Below are 20753 nucleotides of genomic sequence, written 5' to 3' on the forward strand. Positions count from 1 at the left end.
TCAGCTAAAAGGAATGCCTGGGCACAGCCCGTTCGTACTGGGGCGGCCATGTGATGTTGTGCCCAAGTTCGAAGGCTGCCCGCAGCCACCAGTGCGGATCGCGCAGGGCAGCGCGGGCGATAAAGACGCCGTCCGCCTGCCCGGTTGCCACGGCGTGCTCCGCCTGCCCCGGGGAGGTAAGCAGTCCCACCGTCCCGGTGGGCACACCCGCTTCCCGACGGATCCGTTCGGAAAAGCCGCTTTGGTAGCCAGGGCCGGGCTTGATCTGCTGGTGTGCCACAGCCCCACCGCTGGAGACGTCCACGAGGTCCACTCCGTGCTCGGCTGCCAGCGCAGCCAGACGGACGGAAGCCTCGACGTCGATCCCTCCGGGTGCCCAGTCCGTGGCCGATATCCTCAGCAACAGCGGCATGGAATCAGGGATGACACCGCGGACGGCATCGATCACGGCGAGCATCAGGCGGTTCCGTCCCGCCTCGTCCCCGCCCCACGCATCTGTCCGGGTGTTGATCAGCGGGCTCTGGAACTGGTGCAGCAGGTAGCCGTGGGCACCGTGGATCTCGACGGTGTCGAACCCGGCGTCAACCGCTCGGACGGCGGCAGCAGCAAAATCAGAAATCACACTGCCAATCTGTTCCTCTGTCATTGCCTCGGGCTCGGCGTACCCGTCAAAAGCTGCTGGCACCGGCCCCACCGTGGACCAGCCGCCGTCGGCCGCCGGGACGCTGCCGCGCTTCCCGGAAAATGGCCAGTACGTGGAGGCTTTGCGGCCGGCATGGGCGAGCTGGGCACCGATGCTCACATTAACGGCGCCGTGCTTATGCACAAATGCGGTGATCCGTTGCCAGGCCTCGGCCTGTTCATCACTGTAGAGGCCCGCGTCGCGGGGACTGATCCGTCCTTCGGCATTCACGGCTGCCGCCTCGGTCAGGATCAGGGCAGCACCGCCCACGGCGAAGGATCCCAAATGCGTCAGGTGCCAGTCGTTGGGCACTCCGGGGCCGTCGTCGGGGTCACAGCTGTACTGGCACATGGGTGAAACCCAGCCGCGGTGCGGGAGCTCCAGCTGACGGAGCTTCAGCGGCTGGAAAAGTGCCGGCACTAGAACAGGACCCTGGCCAGGGCCTGCCGGGCTTTTGACACGCGTTCGTCTCCGGTCCCGACGACCTCGAAGAGTTCCAGGAGGCGGATGCGGGCGGTTTCCCGTTCCGGTCCGAAGTTCCGGCCGATAAAGCTGACCAGGCGGGCCAGGCCGTCTTCCACATGCCCGCCGGCGACGTCCAGGTCAGCAACGCCGAGCTGTGCGTCGAGGTTGTCCGGTTCATCGGCTGCCAGGGTGCGCAGCGCCTCGCTGTCCTGTGCCGACAGCTTCTGCAGGCGGGCCATCAGCTCCACCTGGGCCAAACCGGCCTTGGCAAGGGAGTCGGACGGCATCTCATTGAGAGCCTGCCGGTATGCCGTTGCCGCGGCGTCGTAGTCCCCTGCTTCAATGGCGTCGTAGGCTGCCTGGTGCAGAGGGGGAAGAGGCGCCGGTCCGGCCTCCTCCGCTGCTGCGCCGCCCAGGCTGCCGGTGACCCCGTTGGCCGCGGCCACCTTCAGCAGTTCGTCCAGCAGGCTGCGTATCTGGGCTTCGTCGGCGCCGCCTTGGAACAAAGGCACCGGCTGGCCTTTGACCACGGCCACGGCGGTGGGTACGGCCTGCACCTGGAAGGCCTGTGCAAGCTGGGGGAAAACATCGATGTCGGCTGCGCCGAGAACCAGGCGGCCGGCGTAGGTATCCACCAGCCGCTCAAGGGTTTCCAGCAATTGCACGGACTCAGGTGAATACGTGGCCCACAGGGCGATGACAACCGGCACCTGCGCGGAGAGCTCCACGAGGTCCTGGAAATTTCCCTCCGTGACGTCGACCCGCAGGGGGCGTTGGCCGGCATCAACGGAGCCGGAGCCCGCTTCAGCGCCTCCTGGCGCAGCAGCACCCGGACGCTCCGCCGCCGAGGCAGGAGCGGCGGCGGCAGGAGGGGCGGAGCGCTGTTTCAGCGAGGAAAGATCGATGGCGCCCCGCAGGTTAAGCGGGTTGGCAGCGGCCGGAGGGACAGGGCGGGAAGCAGGCGAACTCATGCTTTCCACTCTAGCCACTCCAGCCGCTGCCGGGGGTAATCAGGTCAGGAGGGTGTTTGCTTCCCTTCCCTACTTGAAGCTGGCACCCACCAGGCCACGCGTTGCGGCCACAAGCTTCATGGGGTCGGTGGATCCTGCCGGCGGGATGTAGACCGCCGTCGACTCAGCGAAACTCAGGACCATTCCGGTGGTGGTTTCCTTGCCGCCGGCGAGCGCCGCGGCGTCGTCCCCAATGGTCAGTTTGTCGCCTGCAGCCTTGGGCGTGCCATCAAACCCGAAGTTGATGCGGCCCAGAACCAGGGCCCCGCCGTCAGCCGTCCGGAACACCACTACGCTTTCCGGAACCACCTTGTGGGTGAAGGCAAAGTTGCCGTTCTCGCCGGATTTCACAACTTCAGCTTGGTAGGAGAGGGTGTCGGCGATGTAGGGCGAGGATTCGCCCTCCACCAGCTTGTCCTTGAAGCTCGAATCAGGTGTTGTGAGGCGGTCCGCGAGGCCGGCCAGGGCCTCCTCGCCGCTGTAAAGCAGGCCGGACTTGTCATTCGCTGCCAGCGTCTCGGTTCCGCCCCGCGCAATCGAAGGGAAGGTGGTGCCCGGCTGGAGTGGTGTGGTCTCGACCAGCTTGTAGTTATCACGCGGCGTGAGCTGAACCAGGGTCAGCAACTGGGGAACAACGTTCCCCTCCCCCTGGGTGACAGCAAGGACAGACCTGGGCCAGTCACGCTTGCTCGTGACCACGGTGGTGAGGAGCTTGGTTGAGCGCACGGGCATCCTGGCCTCATACGCGCCCACCTGCGAGCGGATCTTGTAGTTCTGCGTGCGGACCTCAAGCTCCGTTCCGGCAACGCGGGGGACAAGCTGTCCGGCGTCCTTGGCGGCATCGGCCGCGTCGGTGGCGCTGGACACCTGCTCCAGGATGCGGCGGAACTGGGCATCGAGGAGCACCGGGGATACGGGTGCTTCCTCAGCGGTTTCGGAGGCGTTTCCGGTGGGTTCCGGGGACGGGGCCGGGGCAGGCCCTGAGCTGGCGCTGGCAACCGCGCCGGTTCCGGCCACCAGGACAGCCGCAACCACGGCCGCCACTGCTGTCATGACGGTGGACCTGGACGAGGACGGAGACGCAGACGGAGCCGGGGACGCAGACGGGGATCCCTCCGGTCCGGCGGCCATCGTGCCGAGCGGGGCGGTGGACCGTGCCTCCGCCTTGGCCCGGGCGCGCTGGGCGAACAGGCTGCCACCGCCGCTTCCGTTCCCGCCCTTGGGTCCGCGGGAGGTGCCGCCGGAGAACAGCGCCGCGACGACGATTCCCGCGAGAATCAGCAAGGAGCCGATGACCATCAGCGGGACGGCCCACGGGGTGGAGGTATCGTTCGGGAACGTCATGGAGATGGAGGACGGGGCAGGTTTGGTTCCGTCCGAGGCCAGCAGCAGCGACCATTCACCATCTGCCGGCGGAGTCCAGGAATAGTCAAGTTCACCGCTCGCGTCTTCACTGGCTACCCACAAATCCGAGCCGGCCGGGCTGGGCGCGGTGGCTTCGCCGTCGGCGTGTTCGAGCTGGAGGGACTTCCCGTCGTCGGCAACCCCCGTGATGGTGTTGTGGGCTGTTGGGCCCACCCACGCGTCCACATCGTCCGGCCGTCCTGCCGCGAGGGTGAAGTTGCCTTCACCCTGGATATTGATCGTGACGGTTCCGCCGTGGAGCGTGCGAAGGTTCTGGTCAATGACGGTCAGTGGAGCCTGGGTGGCATCCGTGGGAACCGAGACTGTAAAAGTCTCGGACGGAGCCCAGATGGTCTTCTGGCCGATGCCGGCCAAAAGGGTCAGCAGGCCGAGCAGCACGAGTGCGACTGCAGTCTTGAAACGCAAAGGAAACACCTATCATCAGCGGGGGTTTACGTTCAATAGTAACCGTTTTGTTATCAATACCTCAGTCGGACGGAGCAGGCCGTCCCGCGTGGCGGCCCTGGCGCGGCTTTCCTTCCTGCTGTTGACAAGGCTGCTGATAGTGTTTGCGATGATCATCACACCGGCCCGCAACGGCGGCGCCACGGACGGAACAGGCCCCAAAACGCAGTGACTGACAAGACGGAAGAGTCCCCCGCTGGACAGGACAATCCAGCCGCCGGTGACTCCCTGCAGCCCAGCCCTGAACGGCCGGCCAGCCCGGAAATGCGGCGCATACCGGAAGGGCAGCGCTCACACGAAGGGCAGGCGAAACCGGCACGCGCCAGTTGGCGGGCGGGATCGGCCGCGGCGCTTGGCTCTGTTGTGCGCAGGCTGCGCCAGCCACTTCCCGGCGCGCAGCCACGGCTCCGTTTTGAGATGCCGCCGGAGTACTCACACCATGAAGAGGTTGAGGAGGCCGAGGCCACCCGGGTAACGCCGCAGTTCGGTAATCCCGGGCCAAGGATGTCCGCCCAGCATCCCCTGTACCTGGGATTCATGGGGACGGTGGGCGTCGGGCTGGCGCTGCTGGTGTACTGGATCGGTTCCAACAACACCCAGCTCCTGCTGTGGATCGTGACCGCCCTGTTTATTGCCCTGGGCCTGGAACCGGTGGTGGGATGGCTGGAGAGCCGCAGGATCCCGCGCCCGGCGGGAATTCTTGTGGCGGTAACGGTGCTGGTGACGGCGGTCGTCGGGTTCTTTGCCACGCTGATCCCGACCATCGTTGAACAGGTCACTGAGATTGTGGAGCAGGCGCCCACCTGGGTCCGCGACTTCATCGATTCCGAGTTCTTCCGCAGCCTGGATGACCAGTTTGGCGTCCGCGACCGCATCTCTGAAGAACTCGATAAGTTCGTCAACGATCCCCAGGCCATGAGCGGCATCTTCGGCGGTGTGGTGGGCTTCGGCTCCACGCTGGCCAACGGGCTGTTTGGCACCCTGATCGTCCTGGTGCTGAGCCTTTATTTCCTCGCCGCCCTGCCGGCCATGAAGAAATGGGGCTACCGCCTGGCGCCACGCTCCCGGCGCGCCCGGGTGGAGGCCCTCTCGGAGGAGATCACCCGGTCCGTGGGCAACTACGTCATTGGACAGGCCTGCGTGGCCCTGTTGAACGCCACCTTCGCTTTTATCGTGATGTCCATCCTGGGCATCCCCTTTGCGGTCCTGCTGGCGTTTGTGGTTGCGCTTCTCGCGTTCATCCCGCTGGTCGGCGGACTGATCGCTGCCGTTGTGGTGCTCCTGGTCTCCCTGACCGAGGGCTGGCAGACGGCCGCAATCTACGCGATCTGCTACTTCGCCTACCTGCAGTTCGAGGCTTACTTCATTTCACCGCGCATTATGCAGAAGGCCGTCGCGGTGCCCGGTGCCGTGGCTGTTATTTCGGTCATTGCCGGGGGCAGCCTGTTGGGTGTCCTGGGTGCCCTGATCGCCATCCCCACGGCCGCCGCAACCCTCCTGCTGGTCAAAGAGATCTATATCGTCCGGCAGGACAAACACTAGGCGGAAGCCGTCAATGGAGGGCCCGTGCTGTACCAGGTGTCCGATACCGTTCCATGTGTGTGACAGCTAGGCAGCAGCCGTGGCCACGGGGCCGTCCCACTCCTGCGGAAGGCCGCCGGGTCCGGACCCGGCCTCAGTCACTTCATCGACAATCTCGTTCAGGACCCGGGCTGCGTACTTCTCGCCCACCCAAAGGTGCTTGGCCCCGTCAACGCCCACGACGCGGGCCTGGGGTACAAGGCTGAACCGCTGCGCTGCCTCTGCGGGCCGGAGGTAGTCATCATGCTCGGGCACGAGGACCGTCAGGGGCTTGCCGCTTCCGGCCCACAACCGCAGGTGCTCATCAGTTGCCCGGTGAAGCGGCGGCGAAAGCAGCACGGCGCCCTCGATGCTGGACGCCACGGGCTCCGTGGCCCCGTACATCAGCGCGAGCTCCGTCCCAAAGGACCAGCCCACCAGCCACCGGTTGGGGAGTTGCCTTTCGGCGGCAAACCTGACTGCTGCCTCGACGTCGAAACGCTCCCCAATCCCTTCTTCGAAGGAGCCATCACTGGTACCGCGGGGCGAGGCTGTTCCGCGCGTATTGAACCTCAGGACCGCGACGCCGGCGAGTGCAGGCAGCCGGTACGACGCCTTGCGGTACACGTGCGAATCCATAAAGCCGCCGTGGGTGGGCAGCGGGTGCAGGGTGATCAGCGTGGCATTGATCGGGCCGGATTCCGGCAAGGCCAGCTCGCCCACCAGGGTGTGGCCGTCTTCCGTATGGAGTTCCACGTTTTCGCGTTTGGCGGGGAGGACTGAGGACGCGCGGATGGCTGACGGGCCATCAGGCTGGTTGAATTCGTACGACGCCGGATCAAAAGTCATGCCTGCCAGCTTAGCGACCCGCGCGGGGAGGCATAGACGAAGGGGGTGCTCCGGTCACCGACCCGCCCCGGCGCTAGCGGTAGCGGTAACTCCGTGAGACCCAGCAGTTGCTGTGCCAGTGGCGGCGCTCCGCGAGTCCCGCCGCGGCACCAAACAGGTGGTCATCCTTCCACACCACAAGGTGCGCGATTCCCGGCGGAACAGCTGTGGAGCAGCCGGGGCAGATATAGGTCTTTTCCGCGTTCTTCGCGGTGATGGACCTGACCATCCAGTCGCCGTCGGGGGCAGTTTCCCGGCGGGCGATGCCGGCACGGGACCGTTCGAGGTCAAGTTCGGGCACCTCGCCGCCGCCTTTCCTGCCCGCGCCCTTAGCGGTGCCCCTGCCTGCAGCTCCGCCGCCTTTTCCGGAGACAGGACGGCGGGGTCGGTTGGAACGCGGCATGCCTCCATTCTGCCCCAGCAGCGGCATCCCGTGACAGGCCCGGTCCGGGCGGCCGTGGAAATTCGGCGGCCGGTGAGACGGTAGTCTGTACGGCGTGCGACTTGTCATAGCCCGATGCTCCGTTGATTATGTTGGCCGGCTCAAAGCCCATCTCCCCCTTGCCACCAGGCTCCTGCTGGTCAAGGCCGACGGGTCGGTGCTGGTCCATTCCGACGGCGGTTCCTACAAGCCGCTGAACTGGATGAGTCCGCCGGCCACCCTCCGTGTTTCGTCCCCGGACGAGGTGGACCTGGAGTTGGGAGTCCTTGAGCAGTGGACCGTGCAGTCGGCCAAGACCGACGACCGCCTGATTATCAACATCCATGAACACCTCCACGAGTCCTCACACGATCTGGGCGTTGACCCAGGCCTCATCAAGGACGGTGTGGAGGCGGACCTCCAGAGGCTGCTGGCGGAACAGATCGAGACACTTGGCTCGGGCTTTTCCCTGATCCGGCGAGAGTATTTCACCGCCATTGGCCCCGTGGACATCCTCGCCCGTGACGCCGACGGAGCGACCGTTGCCATAGAACTGAAGCGCCGGGGTGACATTGACGGGGTGGAGCAACTGACCCGGTATCTTGAACTTCTGAACAGGGATCCGTTGCTTGCTCCTGTCCGCGGGATCTTCGCCGCCCAGCAGATCAAACCGCAGGCCAAGGTTCTGGCGAATGACCGCGGAATTGACTGCATCACGCTGGACTACGACGCCATGCGCGGGGTTGACGACACCGAATCACGGCTCTTCTGACTGCTTTACGTTGCCTGGTCAGCCTCACCGCCGCGATGGCGTACATGCGCCTGACGAGGGGCTTCACGCGATTTTTACCTAAAATTTCCAGGAATGGGCGCTTAGACCGTTGACCAGACGGAACTGTCATGAAATTCTTAGACCAGTCTTTGTGTAGGTGTTTTTCATGCTCGCAAGACATGTTGCGAGCGCGAAGCTCCTGCAGCGCCGATTCCACAGGAAACGGCAATCCAGGATTCTTCTCGCGGAGTGACCAAGTCCAGCACGAGGTGTGCTGGACTTAGACAAGTTCCACAATGAGGAGAAATAAATGGCACAGGGAACCGTCAAGTGGTTCAACGCTGAAAAGGGCTTCGGCTTCATCACCCCGGATGACTCCGATGGCGATGTCTTCGTTCACTACTCTGAGATCCAGACCGGTGGCTTCAAGACCCTCGACGAGAACCAGCGCGTTCAGTTCGAAATCGGTCAGGGCGCCAAGGGTCCCCAGGCTACCGGCGTAACGCTGGTCTAGTCCCCCGCCGAAGGCCCTCAGCGGCTTTCTGCACATCAATGGTCCCCGGCTTTCGCCGGGGACCATTTTTGTTAAAGACCAGTCTTGTGGAGACCATTCTCGTGCTGAGCCGATGGCCTGTGGAATCGGACGCCACTGGAATCGGACCAGTGGACTCGGACGGAATTACTCAGTGGAACCGAGCGGAATTCCCAAACGACAACACGTGTCACAAATGTTGTCAATGCATGAACTATCAGCGGCGAATCAAGTCACAATTTCCCGAAGCAGGCGTGCACCCTGACGAAGCGAAAGGCCGGGCAAATAGGCACGCGTCAGGGCCCGGCCGATCGCCGGCAGCTGAAGCGGATCCTGGTAGTACAGATATAGGGTGCGGTAGTCAGGCTTGAACCGGGACTTAAAGGCTGCCAACGACCGGAAGCCGTACACGGGTTCCAGGGCATGCCCCACCACATCCAGGATGCGCACGAGGTTCTCCGCCACCACCGGCTCCTCCGGGACCGGTTCTCCCTCATCCAAAGGGTCGCCATCGGTGACACGGTCTCCCTCTGTAACCCGGTCTGCCTCCGTGGGGCTTGCTGTTTGGCTGTCCGCCGGCCCCCGTGCCAGCGGGGAACCGGACAGGGAGATGACCTCCACTGATTTCCGAAGTTCCAGCACCGCTGAGGCGATGAGGAACTCCATCACTCCCGGGAATCCCCCGGCACCGCGCCGCATAACGTCCAGGGTCCGGCTGACCAGCCTCCCGCCGTCGTAAACGGGCAGCCAGCTGGTGACGCCGTGCACGTTGCCTTCCGCGTCCACGGCGAGGCAGCACAGGACCTCGTCGTCCATCAGCTCATCCATGCCGCCCAGGGTAAATCCCATTTCCGGTACCGATTTGGCGGCCGCCCACTCTTCAGAAACCTCACTGAGGCGGGCGCGAAGGGCCGCGGGCAGCCCGTTGTACGTTCCCCAGACCGCCTTGACTCCCATCTTGGCAGCGCGGTTCAGGGCGGTCCGCACGTTCTGCCATTCCTTGCCCTTGAATTCCAGCTCCCTGACCGCGAGCCTGGTCTCCTGGGCCACCGGCACCCGGTGGAACCCCCGGTCCCGAAGGAGCGGCCACAGCCTGTCATCGCAGGAGTAGAAGGCAGGGATCAGTGCCCTGCTGCTGCAATGCCCCAGGAATCCTTCAGCCACCCTGTGATGCCCGTCAGGGGCGCCAAAGGGTCCAGCCAGGGTGAGCGCAACGCTGCCGTGCTGCTGGTATGCCACGGCACCCTGGTGGTCCGGGCTGAACCAATAGATGTTGGGATCCCAGGTGGCCATCCAGGACAAGGAATCACCTCCCTGCTGTAGGAGGCTGCGCACCCGGGCCTTGTTGGTGCTGCCGGGATCGCCGCTGTGGTGCCGTCCCATCAGGACTGCCCAGACTCCCGCGAGGGCGACAACCCAGAACGCCGGTCCCGAGTAAGCGAAGATGAAGGATTCCAGGCCGTCCCGTTCCGAGAACACCCGGTGATAGACGTTGGGGACCGGAACGGGAAGGTACTGCCGTGCCAGCTCAGCCAGCAGGCCAAACAGTCCTCCGTCGCGTGCCATTCCGCCGGCTCCCCACCATGCGAGGCTGTATGCACCTGCCAGGGCAATCCACACTCCACCCACCACGGCCACCAGGGCGCGCCTGTAGGAGGGAGGAGTTTCAACCCTGAACTGGCGTCTGTTGAACCACAAAAGGAGGGTCAACAGCAGGGGTACTGTCACGAGCGGCAGGATATGCGCGAAGCCGGATCCCATGGCGGCTGTGTGCCGGCCCGACGGAAAATGCGGGATCAGGGCAAACAGCGCCAGGTAGACGGCTGCCAATGCCGTGACGGCAAGCTGGAGGGCCAGTGCGATGCGAAGCGCCATTCGGCGGCCCCGCCGCATCCCGTCCGCACAGATAAGAAGCAGGGCCACGGGAACCACGGCCAGCGCCAATCCGAAGGGGCCTGCGAAGCCCTGCCGGCCCGCCTCCAGGCACGAGGCCTGCACGGTGGTGCCGCAGTACAACTCAAGTTGGTTGAGCGTAGGCAAGGGGTTGAGGACAATATCACGCAGGAGGGCCAGCGGACCGGTGGGCGTCCGGGCGACGGCGGTCAGGATGGGACCCACCGCAAAAACGGCAACGGTCAGGGCCAGCAGGTTCCTGGTCTCACGGCCGGTGGACCGGTGCCGGCGGAACGGGCCGTGGTCACCGCGGACCCACCAGCGGACCGACAGTCCCAGGATTGCTCCCAGGAGTCCGATGACAGTCTCGGGGTGTCCGACGTAAAGAACCAGCAGGAGGGAAACCGACAGCAGGATGGTGGGCAGCCTTCGCTGCCAGAGGACCGGCAGCCTCCCGCTGGCCGCCATGGAAACGGTCAGGACGGCGGCGTACGGTCCGATAAGCATGCTGTCAGCCATCAGGCCCAGCCAGCCGTCCCCCGCATACCGGGCCAGCTGGGTAATCAGCAGAAACAAGGTGACGCAGGCAAACTGGCCGCCAAGGAACAAGGCCGCGGTGGGAAGTGTTCCGAGCCTGCTCTCAGCCAGGCCCAGCAGCAGCAGAATCATCAGGGATGCCAGCACATAGGCCAGCGGGTTGGTGGCGAAGAACAGCGAGGTAAAGAGTGTCCACCAGCTGCCGGATTTCAACCCTGGCCCGCTGACGCCCGCGAGATCCAGCAGCGACTCAGGCGGGCCGCTCAGGAAGCTCCCGCTTATGGCGCCAGTCAGCAGGAAAATGCCCAGAACAGTCAGGGTGAACGGCGCTGAACGGAGGCGGGCCACCGCCAGCTTCCAGGTGGGGCGTCCTACCGTATGCCAGGCCAGCGCGGCAGTTCGGATCTCCGGGTCCGCGCTCATTGCAGCAGGCCCCAGCGGCCGGCCAGGAAGGCCAGTCCGTCCGCCATTCCCTTCGACGGGGTGTCCCATGAATGCCCGGCCTTTTCCACCTGCCTGGCCTCGACTGTGAAGCCTGCCTTACGGGCTGCGTCTGCCAGCGTGTCCATGTAGCCCACGAACTCCGGGTCCCGCTCCCCTGCCGCAAAATAGGCCCCCGAGGAATCGAATCGTGTCCGTCCCATGACGGACAGCGGTGTCAGGCTCTCGAAGCTGGCGGTGTCCCCCGGGAAAGAGGCGTCTATGGTCTTCTGCCGCTCCTTCGCCAGGGCAGGCTCCACTTCGCTGGAGAATGCCAGCACGGAGCTGAAGATGTCCGGGTGCCGCGTGCCCATCTGCAGTGCGCATGTTGCGCCGAAGGAGAACCCGCCCACAGCCCAGTGCCGGTGGTCCGGATCCACACTGAGGGTGTCGCTGATCCAACGCGGAACGTCTTTGGACAGATAGGTATCGGCAGGTGCAATGCGGCTGTCCATGCACAGCGTATTCGCGGACTGGGAACCGTTGGGGTCCGCCACCACCACCACGGGTGCCACCCCGCCATGGCCCGCAGCGAAAGTGTCCAGGTGTGCGCGCAGCGCTCCTCCCGTCAGCCAATCAGCAGGCCCGCCGGGCTGGCCGGAAAAAAGCAGCAGGACCGGAAGGGCAGGCCGGTTGGCGGCGAAGTAGGCCGGCGGCAGGTAGACGTAGGCCTCCCTGGTGTCCATCCCGGAAGCATCGCCTGGGATGTAGGCCTTGCGCAGCACCCCTTCCCCGGGCAGTTCTTCCTGGGGTTGCCATCCTTGAAGCGGCAACAGGGCAGCCGCATCCGCGCGCCGCACTAAGTCGGGTTCAAGGACGGGGATCCGCGCTACAGCCGTGCCCGTGAGGTCGCTGACAGTGCGGTTGAGGCCGAAGTAGGCGTTGATTTGCACCGCAGAGAGCAGCAATACCAGGAGCAGGCCTACGCCGGCAGTGCTCCGCTGACGCCACGAACCGCCGGGCAGGCGCAGCAGCACCACGATCAGGGCGGCCAGGGGTGGGACGCTCCAGAACAGTACGTCGTCCGGGAGATCTTCCGGGAAGGTGGAAAAAACGTAGATCAGGGCCCAGTGCACCGCGGCCACCAGGGCGGCGGCGCCAACAATGGCCAGGCCAACTGCCAGAAGCCACCGGCGGGGACGGAAAGGGGGCGGGCGCCAGGCAAGATAGGCGGCCGCTGCTACCCCGAGGATCCAGGCAGCCCAGAAAACCGGTCCGTCGGTCAGGCGGATGTCAGCAACAAAATCCACGGCAGCTAGCGCCAGGTGCCTACGCCGATAACGGGTCCGGCTTCAAGCCAGGACGACAAGCCGGTGTAGGCGTCGAACTTCATGGCGAGCCGCAGGTCCTGGCCTTCGTACCGCAATTCAACGATCACGACGTCGGGCTGGACCTTGACGGCCTCGGACTCGGTGGGTTTGCGGCGTCCAAGGAGCTCCAGGGAACTGCGCTTGAACTTATGTTTGGGGCGGACACTGAGCGAGAGCAGCCGGAACCATTCGAGGTCGTTGTCCTGATAACGACAAACCCCCATCTGCCAGCTGTTTCCAGCAATGCAAATGGAGGCGTCCACCGTGCCCAGGGCGCGCCGCAGATTGAAGCGGCGCACCCCGAAAAGGCACAGTGCAAATATCAGCAATCCAAAAATGATTGCCATGGCGATGAACGGAAGACTCGGTGCGTCCATCAAGGTCGTGCTAGCGGATCCCAGCAGTAGCCGCGTCACCCAGCTGGGCGTTGTCAGCAACAATAACCACGCGGTTGTTGTCGACGGAGAAGAATCCGCCATCAACAACTACGGCAATGCGGTCACCGGAAACCGGCTGAATCGCCAGTTCACCTTCGGCCAGGATCGCCAGCAGGGGCGAGTGGCCGGGCAGGATTCCGATTTCACCATCGCTGGTGCGGGCCTTGACCATCTTGGCCGCTCCGGACCACACGAAGTGGTCCGCTGCGACAATCTCAACCTCAAGCTCAGCCATCTTACTTGGTCTGTTCCTGGATCTTGGCCCACTGGCGCTCAACGTCATCCAGGCCGCCGACGTTGAAGAACGCCTGCTCTGCGATGTGGTCGAGGTCGCCGTCGCAGATCGCGGTGAAGCCTTCGATGGTGTCCTTGATGGAAACCGTGGAGCCTTCGACGCCGGTGAACTGCTTGGCGGTGTAGGTGTTCTGGGAAAGGAACTGCTGGATGCGGCGTGCACGCGACACGACGATCTTGTCCTCTTCCGACAGTTCGTCAACACCGAGGATGGCGATGATGTCCTGGAGTTCCTTGTTCTTCTGCAGGATCTGCTTAACACGGACAGCCGTGTTGTAGTGATCCTTGCCGATGTACTGGGGGTCCAGGATTCGGGAGGTGGACGTCAGCGGGTCCACGGCGGGGTACAGGCCGCGCGATGCAATTTCACGGGAAAGTTCCGTGGTGGCATCCAGGTGCGCGAACGTGGTGGCCGGGGCCGGGTCGGTGTAGTCATCTGCGGGGACGTAGATGGCCTGCATCGAGGTGATGGAGTGGCCCTTGGTGGACGTAATGCGCTCCTGCAGGAGGCCCATCTCGTCTGCAAGGTTGGGCTGGTAACCCACGGCCGACGGCATGCGGCCGAGGAGGGTGGAAACCTCGGAACCTGCCTGCGTGAAGCGGAAGATGTTGTCGATGAAGAGCAACACGTCCTGCTTCTGCACATCGCGGAAGTACTCCGCCATGGTCAGGGCGGACAGTGCCACGCGCAGACGCGTTCCAGGCGGCTCGTCCATCTGGCCGAACACAAGGGCGGTGTCCTTCAGGACGCCTGCCTCTTCCATTTCAACCCAGAGGTCGTTACCTTCACGCGTACGCTCGCCAACACCGGCGAATACCGAAGTACCACCGAAGTTGCGGGCCACACGGGTGATCATTTCCTGGATCAGAACGGTCTTGCCGACGCCGGCGCCACCGAAGAGGCCGATCTTTCCACCCTTGATGTACGGGGTGAGGAGGTCGATGACCTTGATGCCGGTTTCCAGCATTTCAGTCTGGCCTTCAAGCGAGGCGAAAGACGGTGCCTTGCGGTGGATCGGCCAGCGCTCGGTGGTCTCCAGCTCCGACTCGGCAATGTCCAGGGGCTGGCCCAGGACGTTGAAGATGTGTCCCTTGACGCCGTCGCCGACGGGAACAGAGATCGGGGCACCGCTGTCCACGACAGACGTGCCGCGGACAAGTCCGTCGGTAGCCTGCAGGGCGATGGCGCGGACGAGGTTGTCACCCAGGTGCTGGGAGGTCTCGAACGTGATGGGCCGGGTCACACCGTTGAGGGTAATTTCAGCGGTGAGGGCGTTGTAAATCGAGGGGATTGCGTCAGCCGGGAATTCGACGTCGACAACCGGGCCAATGACACGAGCAATACGGCCGGTGGCACCGGACGTTGCGGCTACGTGTTCGGTAGCAGTGGCAGTCATCTCTCTCACTTCACTCAGTAGATGGCGTGGTTACGTTTATTTGTGGTGCAGGTACAGCTGATCTGAGGCTGTTGGCGGTTAGGACGCAAGCGCGTCGGCACCGGCCACAATCTCTGAAAGCTCCTGCGTAATCTCAGCCTGGCGGGCAGTGTTGCGCAGACGCGTGTACTTCTTGATGAGGTCTGTAGCGTTATCGCCTGCAGACTTCATCGCCCGCTGGCGGGCCGCGAGCTCGGAAGCCGCCGCCTGCAGCATCGCCGCAAAGAGGCGCGATTCGATGTAGCGCGGCAGCAGAGCGTCAAGTACCCGCTCGGTTTCCGGCTCAAACTCGTACAGCGGCAGGAGCTCGGATTCCGATGCAGCCTGCTCTTCAACAACTTCGAGCGGAAGCAGGCGGACCACTGTGGGTTCCTGCGTCACCATGGACTTGAAGCGGGTGTAGACAACGTGGATTTCGTCCACGCCGCCCTCTTCGTAGTCCGTGGCAAAATCCGCAAGGAGTGCCTCGCCAACTTCGCGTGCCGTTTCGAATTCAGGTGCGTCAGTGCCGCCGGTCCATACGCGGGTGTACTCCCGGCCCCGGAACTCGAAGTACGCCTGCGCCTTACGGCCGACGAGGTACGTCTTTACTTCCTTGCCTTCGGCGTGAAGCAGTTCGTTAAGACCTTCCGCCTGCTTGAGCACACTTGCGGAGTATGACCCTGCCAGGCCGCGGTCCGAGGTGATTACCAGGACTGCTGCGCGACGGATCTGCTCCGGCTCGGTGGTCAGCGGGTGGTCGATTTCGCTCTGGCTTGCGACAGCAGAAACGGCGCGGGTTATCGCGTTCGCGTAAGGCAGTGAAGCTGCTACGCGTGCGCGGGCCTTGCCGATGCGCGAGGTAGCGATCAGTTCCATCGCCTTGAAGATCTTGCGCATCGACGTCGTCGAGCTGATCTTCTGGCGGTAGACCCGAATCTGGGCTCCCATACTTATCCTTTCCTAAGATCCCGTTGGCCGGGACTGCCGGAACCGCGAGGGGTCCCGGCAGTCCCTGCCAGCGAAACTAGCGCTTCTGCCTGACGATTTTTTCCTGGTCGACCTGGGCCTCATCGATGGCCTGGTGCTCCTCGTGGCCGGCGCCAACGAGGTGGTTGTCGCCTTCCCCGAAGAAGCCCTGCTTGAAGTCCACGATGGCGGTCTTCAGTGCGGCGGCGGTGTCGTCGTCGAGGACGTTGGTCTGTGCAAGCGTGGTCAGGATGGAGGACCGGTGCTTGAGGTGCTCCAGGAAGCCTGCCTCGAAGCGGTTGATGTCTTCCACGGGAACGTCGTCGAGGTAACCGTTGGTGCCGGCCCAAATCGAGACAACCTGGTCCTCGACCGGGAACGGCGCGTACTGTCCCTGCTTGAGCAGTTCCATCAGGCGTGCGCCACGGGTCAGCTGCTGGCGTGAGGCAGCATCCAGGTCCGAGGCGAACATGGCGAATGCCTGCATGTCGCGGTACTGGGCCAGGTCCAGCTTCAAGGTACCGGAGACCTTCTTCATGGACTTGACCTGTGCGGCACCGCCAACGCGGGACACAGAGACACCCACGTCAACAGCGGGACGCTGGTTGGCGTTGAAGAGATCCGACTGGAGGAAGATCTGGCCGTCAGTGATGGAGATGACGTTGGTCGGAATGTAGGCCGAGACGTCGTTTGCCTTGGTCTCGATGAGCGGCAGGCCGGTCATGGAACCGGCGCCCAGCTCGTCAGAGAGCTTGGCACAACGCTCCAGGAGGCGGGAGTGCAAGTAGAAGACGTCGCCCGGGTAGGCTTCGCGTCCCGGCGGACGGCGGAGCAGCAGCGACACTGCACGGTAGGCCTCAGCCTGCTTGGACAGGTCATCAAACACGATCAGGACGTGCTTGCCGCCGTACATCCAGTGCTGGCCGATGGCAGAACCTGCATACGGTGCCAGGTACTTGAAGCCTGCGGGGTCAGAAGCCGGGGACGCCACGATGGTGGTGTACTCCAGTGCGCCGTTGTCCTCGAGGGTCTGGCGGATGGCAGCGATGGTCGACGCCTTCTGGCCGATCGCGACGTAGATGCAGCGGACCTGCTTGGTCACATCACCGGAAGCCCAGTTGGCCTTCTGGTTGATGATCGTGTCAATGGCGATGGCCGACTTACCCGTCTGGCGGTCACCAATGATCAGCTGGCGCTGGCCGCGGCCGATCGGGATCATGGCGTCGATAGCCTTGAGGCCGGTCTGCATCGGTTCGTGCACTGACTTGCGCTGGGTGACGCCCGGAGCCTGGAGTTCCAGGGCACGGGTGGTCTCGGCCTTGATTTCGCCGAGGTCGTCGATGGGGACACCGAGGGGGTCCACCACGCGGCCGAGGAATGCGTCGCCGACGGGTACGGACAGAACCTGTCCCGTGCGGTGAACTTCCTGGCCTTCTTCAATCCCGGTGAAGTCACCGAGGACAATAACACCGATCTCGCGGACGTCGAGGTTCTGGGCCAGGCCCAGAGTGCCGTCTTCGAAGCGAAGCAGCTCGTTCGCCATGACCGAGGGAAGGCCCTCAACACGGGCGATGCCGTCACTTGCGGTGGTAACGCGGCCGACCTCTACGCGTTCTGCGTTTCCGGGTTCGTAGGACGCCGCGAACTCGTTCAGCGCATTACGGACGTCGTCGGCGTTGATGGTCAATTCGGCCATCTGCAGTCCCTGCTCTCCTGTTTTCGTGATCATCGTTGCTCACGATGACCGGGGTTTCTATCAGTTAAGGTTGTGCTTTGTCCGGTTTAGCCGGCGAGCTGACGGTGGAGCTGGCCCAGACGGGTAACAACGGAAGCGTCAACCACTTCGTCGCCCACCTGGATCCGGATACCGCCAATAAGCGTTGGGTCAACGTTGATGTTGACCTTGAGCTCACGCCCGTAAAGGGCGTTCAGCCCGGCCTGGAGCCGGCTGGCCTGCGTCTCCGTCAATGGACGGGTAACGCTGACCGTTGCGATCCAGCGCAGCTGGCGCTTTGCTGCCAGCTCTGCAAACCGCGCCACAAGCCGGGTGGGCTTGATACCGCGGGGCTGGGACACTGCCTGGCCAATCAGGACCTTTGCTTCCTCGCTTGCTCCAGGAACAAGCTTCTCGGCCAAGGTTGTCTTCGCTGCAGCGCTTGCTTGCGGCTCGGACAGAGCACGCTGTACCTCGTGGTTGGAGGCAACGGCCTGGTTGAAGGAGAACAGATCGTTCTCCAGCTCTTCCAGCCCGCTGATTCCAGAGGCTGAGACGGCCGACTTGTTTTCAGCGACGGCGATAACCACCGAAGCGGCAAGGGTCTCGAGTGCATCGCCGATATCGCGTGCAGATGCCCAGCGTGAGCCGGCCAGTCCGCTCGCAATTTCAACAGCATCGGCGGAAACTTTTCCGCCAAACAACTGCCGGACCAGCGCCGCCTTTTCTTCGCCGTTGCGGGAGGGGTCAGTAAGCGCACGCCGCAGTCCAGCCGACGTGTCCACCGTTCCCAGAATGCCGAAGAGTTCCTTAGCCAACTGCAGCGAAGCCGTAGGAAGCTTGGCTTCCAACTCAGCCAGCGCTTTGGTCAGCGATTCGCTCGATACACCTGCCATTACTTAGCTGCACCTGCGTTCTGGCTCTCCAGATCTGCCAGGAAGCGGTCAACAACGCGGCTTGCGCGGTCGTCGTCATTGAGGGCTTCGCCCACAATGCGGCCGGCAAGCGTGGTAGCAAGTGAACCAACCTCGGAGCGCAGGGAGACAACTGCCGCCTGGCGCTCTGATTCGATCTGCGTGTGCGCCTGCGCGGTAATGCGCGCGGACTCTGCGGCAGCCTTTTCCTTCAGATCGGCAAGGATCTGGGCGCCTTCGGCACGTGCTTCCTCACGGATGCGGTTGGCCTCTGCGCGGGCGTCCGTGAGCTGCTGCTTGTATTCTTCGAGGGCTGCAGAAGCTTCCGCCTGGGCCTTCTCGGCCTTGGCGATGCCGCCCTCAATTGCCTCAGCGCGCTCTGCGAATGTCTTCTCGAACATCGGGACAACGAACTTGACCACGATGAACATGAGGACAGCAAAGCCGACGAGGACAACGCCCATTTCCCAGACGTTGGGTACCAGTGGGTTAGTCTCGCCCTCTGTGGCGGCTGAGATGATCACCTGGTTCATAATTCACCCGTCCTTATCTACTCGGTTCTTGATGTTCGCTTGTTCTGAAGACTAGAGAACGAAGGCGAAGACCAGGCCGAGGATGGCGAGGGCTTCAGTCAGCGCGAGGCCGAGGAACGCGATCGGCTGCAGGACGCGCTGGGCTTCCGGCTGGCGTGCCACACCGTTGATGTAAGCGGCGAACACGAGACCAACACCGATACCACCTCCGATTGCGGACAGACCGTAACCTACGAGGTTGAGATTGCCTTCCATTTTTCTTCCTTTCAAGATGCCACCCATGTGGCAGGTTGTTTGGGTTGCTTCATCCCCGCGAGGGGAAGTTTTTTGGGAGCCTAGTGGCTGTCGGCGTGAAGTGCGCCTTCGATGTAGATCGCGGTCAGCAGGGTGAACACATAGGCCTGCAGGACCATGATCAGTGCTTCAAGCATGTACATGGCGATGGCGCCGCCCAGGACCAGGAGGGACGTGCCCTTCAGCAGGACGTTCTCCTGCATGATCAGGAACTCGATGCCGTAACCGGCGATCATCACGATGAGGTGCCCGGCGAGCATGGTCGCGAACAGACGGAGGCTGTGCGTGACGGGCCGGACCAGGAAGTTGGAGATGATTTCGATCGGGATAACGATCGGGAGGATGTACCAGGGAACGCCTGAGGGCACCGTGGCCAGCTTGAAGTAGCGCAGGCCGTTCTTCTTGATGCCGATGGCGATCCAGGTGAAGTAAACGATGCCCGCCAGGACATAGGCGCCGCCGACGTGTGAGAACGTGGGGAGCTGGAAGAACGGGATGGCCCCGTAGATGTTGTTCACCAGGATGAAGAAGAACAGGCTGAACAGCAGCGGGACATACTTCATGAAGTCCCTGCCGCCGATAATGTCCTTGGCGATTCCGTTGCGGACGAAGCCGTAGGCTGCCTCGCCGGCGAACTGGAGCTTGCCGGGTACCAGCTGCTGCTTGCGTGCGGCAAGCACGAAGAAGACGGCGATAAAGACAACAGAGAGCAGGACAAGCAGCATCTGCTTGGAGAATCCCTCTGCAGCACCCCACGGCAGGATTGCCGGCAAATGCATTTCGTTAATTCCAGGAGGAGTAAACTCTCCTGAATCTTGGGCCGGGAGCGCAAGCGCGATCAACGCGTTTCCTCTCTGCAGTGTCCATCATTGGGCGTTGGGCAGGGACCGGCAGCCGTTAGGCCTGCTGTTCCCCATGTGAAATTATTTGGCATTAGTGTTTGCCGTCCTTGGACGGCCCGCTGGCAGCAGGGCGATCCCCCGCATTTTTTCGAGTACTGGTGAGGCCATGCATGTGGGAAAGGTAAAAACCTCCGACGGCTCCAAGCAGAGCGCCTGCGAGCACGAACCAGCGCGTTCCCCACAGATAATCCAGACCCCACCCTATCAAACTCCAGACGATGATTCCGCCAATTATGTAGCTAAAGACGGCTATCCCGGCGTTGTATCCGCCGTCGTTATTCTCAGCCGAAACACCAGGTGCGGAACCGGTTACCTGGTGCTTGGAGGCGTCGCTGTCTCCCACTCGCTTCCGGTCAGACATCGTGCCGTTCCTTGGTCTCGGGGTCGTTGTAGATCTGCAGCCGTGCCTTGCTGAAGCCGTAAAGCTCCGCGGCCTGCCACAGCAGCACTGCGACGACTGCACCGATCAGGAACCAACGGCCGTGCAGCCATTCCGGTGCCCCGATCAGGAACAGGACAACCGCGAACCCGACCACCTTGATGAAGTACGTCGCAACGAACACCCCAATGGCACCGGAGGGGTTGCTGCGCCCCACGAAATGGCCCACCAGGAGGCTGATTCCGAAGAATGCCATAACCAGCAGGCCGCCAAGGACAACCGAGAAGGCGCCGTTGACGCCATCCAGAAGCGCGGCGGGCACGGAGCACACGGCCAGGCCGGCCGCGGCTGCCAGCGAACTGAGCCGCAGGAGCCCCAGCCACAATGATCCAGTGGGACCTGAAACACCAACGGGTCCGGAGCCGGACGCATGTCCGGATTCGGCGTTGGAGGTCATGGGATCCCGATCGTCTGTGGCTTGGC

21 protein-coding genes are annotated in these 20753 nt (G+C 63.4%); 3 read left to right on the top strand and 18 right to left on the bottom strand.

Annotated features, from left to right (window positions below):
• Nucleotides 1–4 precede the first annotated feature (4 nt).
• From F8G81_RS15270 to F8G81_RS15280, 3 genes are all read right to left on the bottom strand, one after another.
• Complete coding sequence (locus F8G81_RS15270) at nt 5–1102, bottom strand: NADH:flavin oxidoreductase/NADH oxidase (RefSeq protein ID WP_267275540.1); 1098 nt, start codon at nt 1100–1102, stop codon at nt 5–7.
• The gene (locus tag F8G81_RS15275) at nt 1102–2118 is read right to left on the bottom strand and encodes a tetratricopeptide repeat protein (RefSeq protein WP_267275541.1); all 1017 of its coding nucleotides are present in this window, start codon (nt 2116–2118) and stop codon (nt 1102–1104) included. Before F8G81_RS15275 ends, F8G81_RS15270 begins: the two co-directional genes overlap by 1 nt.
• A gap of 69 nt (nt 2119–2187) precedes the next feature.
• Nucleotides 2188–3987 carry a hypothetical protein gene (locus tag F8G81_RS15280; RefSeq protein ID WP_267275542.1) on the bottom strand — a complete coding sequence of 600 codons (1800 nt, stop codon included), beginning with the start codon at nt 3985–3987 and terminating at the stop codon, nt 2188–2190.
• Between the two features lie 207 nt (nt 3988–4194).
• Here F8G81_RS15280 and F8G81_RS15285 point away from each other — a divergent pair, with 207 nt between their 5' ends.
• A complete protein-coding gene (locus F8G81_RS15285) occupies nt 4195–5568 on the top strand; it encodes an AI-2E family transporter (protein ID WP_267275543.1) in 1374 nt (457 codons plus the stop codon).
• 66 nt (nt 5569–5634) lie between these two features.
• Here F8G81_RS15285 and F8G81_RS15290 read toward each other — a convergent pair whose 3' ends face one another.
• Complete coding sequence (locus F8G81_RS15290; RefSeq protein WP_267275544.1) at nt 5635–6435, bottom strand: alpha/beta hydrolase; 801 nt, start codon at nt 6433–6435, stop codon at nt 5635–5637.
• A 73-nt stretch (nt 6436–6508) separates the two neighbouring features.
• Nucleotides 6509–6877 carry an ATP/GTP-binding protein gene (locus tag F8G81_RS15295; RefSeq protein WP_267275545.1) on the bottom strand — a complete coding sequence of 123 codons (369 nt, stop codon included), beginning with the start codon at nt 6875–6877 and terminating at the stop codon, nt 6509–6511.
• Between the two features lie 94 nt (nt 6878–6971).
• Here F8G81_RS15295 and nucS point away from each other — a divergent pair, with 94 nt between their 5' ends.
• Nucleotides 6972–7667 carry an endonuclease NucS gene (gene nucS, locus F8G81_RS15300; RefSeq protein WP_267275546.1) on the top strand — a complete coding sequence of 232 codons (696 nt, stop codon included), beginning with the start codon at nt 6972–6974 and terminating at the stop codon, nt 7665–7667.
• Between the two features lie 310 nt (nt 7668–7977).
• Nucleotides 7978–8181 carry a cold-shock protein gene (locus F8G81_RS15305; protein WP_011692441.1) on the top strand — a complete coding sequence of 68 codons (204 nt, stop codon included), beginning with the start codon at nt 7978–7980 and terminating at the stop codon, nt 8179–8181.
• Between the two features lie 246 nt (nt 8182–8427).
• Here the strand turns inward: F8G81_RS15305 and F8G81_RS15310 are convergent, their stop codons facing one another.
• From F8G81_RS15310 to F8G81_RS15370, 13 genes are all read right to left on the bottom strand, one after another.
• Complete coding sequence (locus tag F8G81_RS15310; RefSeq protein WP_267275547.1) at nt 8428–11052, bottom strand: bifunctional lysylphosphatidylglycerol flippase/synthetase MprF; 2625 nt, start codon at nt 11050–11052, stop codon at nt 8428–8430.
• The gene (locus tag F8G81_RS15315; RefSeq protein WP_267275548.1) at nt 11049–12359 is read right to left on the bottom strand and encodes an alpha/beta hydrolase; all 1311 of its coding nucleotides are present in this window, start codon (nt 12357–12359) and stop codon (nt 11049–11051) included. The genes F8G81_RS15310 and F8G81_RS15315 overlap by 4 nt, the downstream gene beginning before the upstream one ends.
• A 5-nt stretch (nt 12360–12364) precedes the next feature.
• The gene (locus tag F8G81_RS15320; RefSeq protein ID WP_267275549.1) at nt 12365–12796 is read right to left on the bottom strand and encodes a DUF2550 domain-containing protein; all 432 of its coding nucleotides are present in this window, start codon (nt 12794–12796) and stop codon (nt 12365–12367) included.
• A gap of 10 nt (nt 12797–12806) precedes the next feature.
• Entirely contained in the window at nt 12807–13091 is a 285-nt protein-coding gene (locus F8G81_RS15325; protein WP_247042889.1) for a F0F1 ATP synthase subunit epsilon, read from the bottom strand.
• A gap of 1 nt (nt 13092) precedes the next feature.
• Nucleotides 13093–14547, bottom strand: a complete 1455-nt coding sequence (gene atpD, locus F8G81_RS15330; protein WP_267275550.1) for a F0F1 ATP synthase subunit beta — start codon at nt 14545–14547, stop codon at nt 13093–13095.
• Nucleotides 14548–14625: 78 nt separating this feature from the next.
• On the bottom strand, nt 14626–15516 hold the full coding sequence (locus tag F8G81_RS15335) for a F0F1 ATP synthase subunit gamma (protein ID WP_267275551.1): 891 nt from the start codon (nt 15514–15516) through the stop codon (nt 14626–14628).
• A gap of 76 nt (nt 15517–15592) precedes the next feature.
• Nucleotides 15593–17230: a F0F1 ATP synthase subunit alpha gene (atpA, locus tag F8G81_RS15340; RefSeq protein ID WP_267275552.1), complete on the bottom strand. Its 1638-nt coding sequence runs from the start codon at nt 17228–17230 to the stop codon at nt 15593–15595.
• Between the two features lie 86 nt (nt 17231–17316).
• Nucleotides 17317–18144, bottom strand: coding sequence for a F0F1 ATP synthase subunit delta (locus F8G81_RS15345; protein ID WP_267275553.1), 828 nt, complete (start codon nt 18142–18144; stop codon nt 17317–17319).
• A complete protein-coding gene (locus tag F8G81_RS15350) occupies nt 18144–18695 on the bottom strand; it encodes a F0F1 ATP synthase subunit B (protein ID WP_267275554.1) in 552 nt (183 codons plus the stop codon). The genes F8G81_RS15345 and F8G81_RS15350 overlap by 1 nt, the downstream gene beginning before the upstream one ends.
• Nucleotides 18696–18746: 51 nt before the next feature.
• Nucleotides 18747–18950 (bottom strand): ATP synthase F0 subunit C, encoded by a 204-nt coding sequence (gene atpE, locus F8G81_RS15355; protein WP_009356484.1) that lies wholly within the window; start codon nt 18948–18950, stop codon nt 18747–18749.
• Between the two features lie 80 nt (nt 18951–19030).
• Nucleotides 19031–19831 (bottom strand): F0F1 ATP synthase subunit A, encoded by an 801-nt coding sequence (gene atpB, locus F8G81_RS15360; RefSeq protein ID WP_267275555.1) that lies wholly within the window; start codon nt 19829–19831, stop codon nt 19031–19033.
• A gap of 91 nt (nt 19832–19922) precedes the next feature.
• Entirely contained in the window at nt 19923–20252 is a 330-nt protein-coding gene (locus F8G81_RS15365; protein WP_267275556.1) for an AtpZ/AtpI family protein, read from the bottom strand.
• Nucleotides 20245–20727, bottom strand: a complete 483-nt coding sequence (locus F8G81_RS15370) for a hypothetical protein (protein ID WP_267275557.1) — start codon at nt 20725–20727, stop codon at nt 20245–20247. The genes F8G81_RS15365 and F8G81_RS15370 overlap by 8 nt, the downstream gene beginning before the upstream one ends.
• Nucleotides 20728–20753: the final 26 nt, after the last annotated feature.

This window comes from Arthrobacter sp. CDRTa11, from assembly GCF_026427775.1.
Lineage (GTDB): Bacteria > Actinomycetota > Actinomycetes > Actinomycetales > Micrococcaceae > Arthrobacter.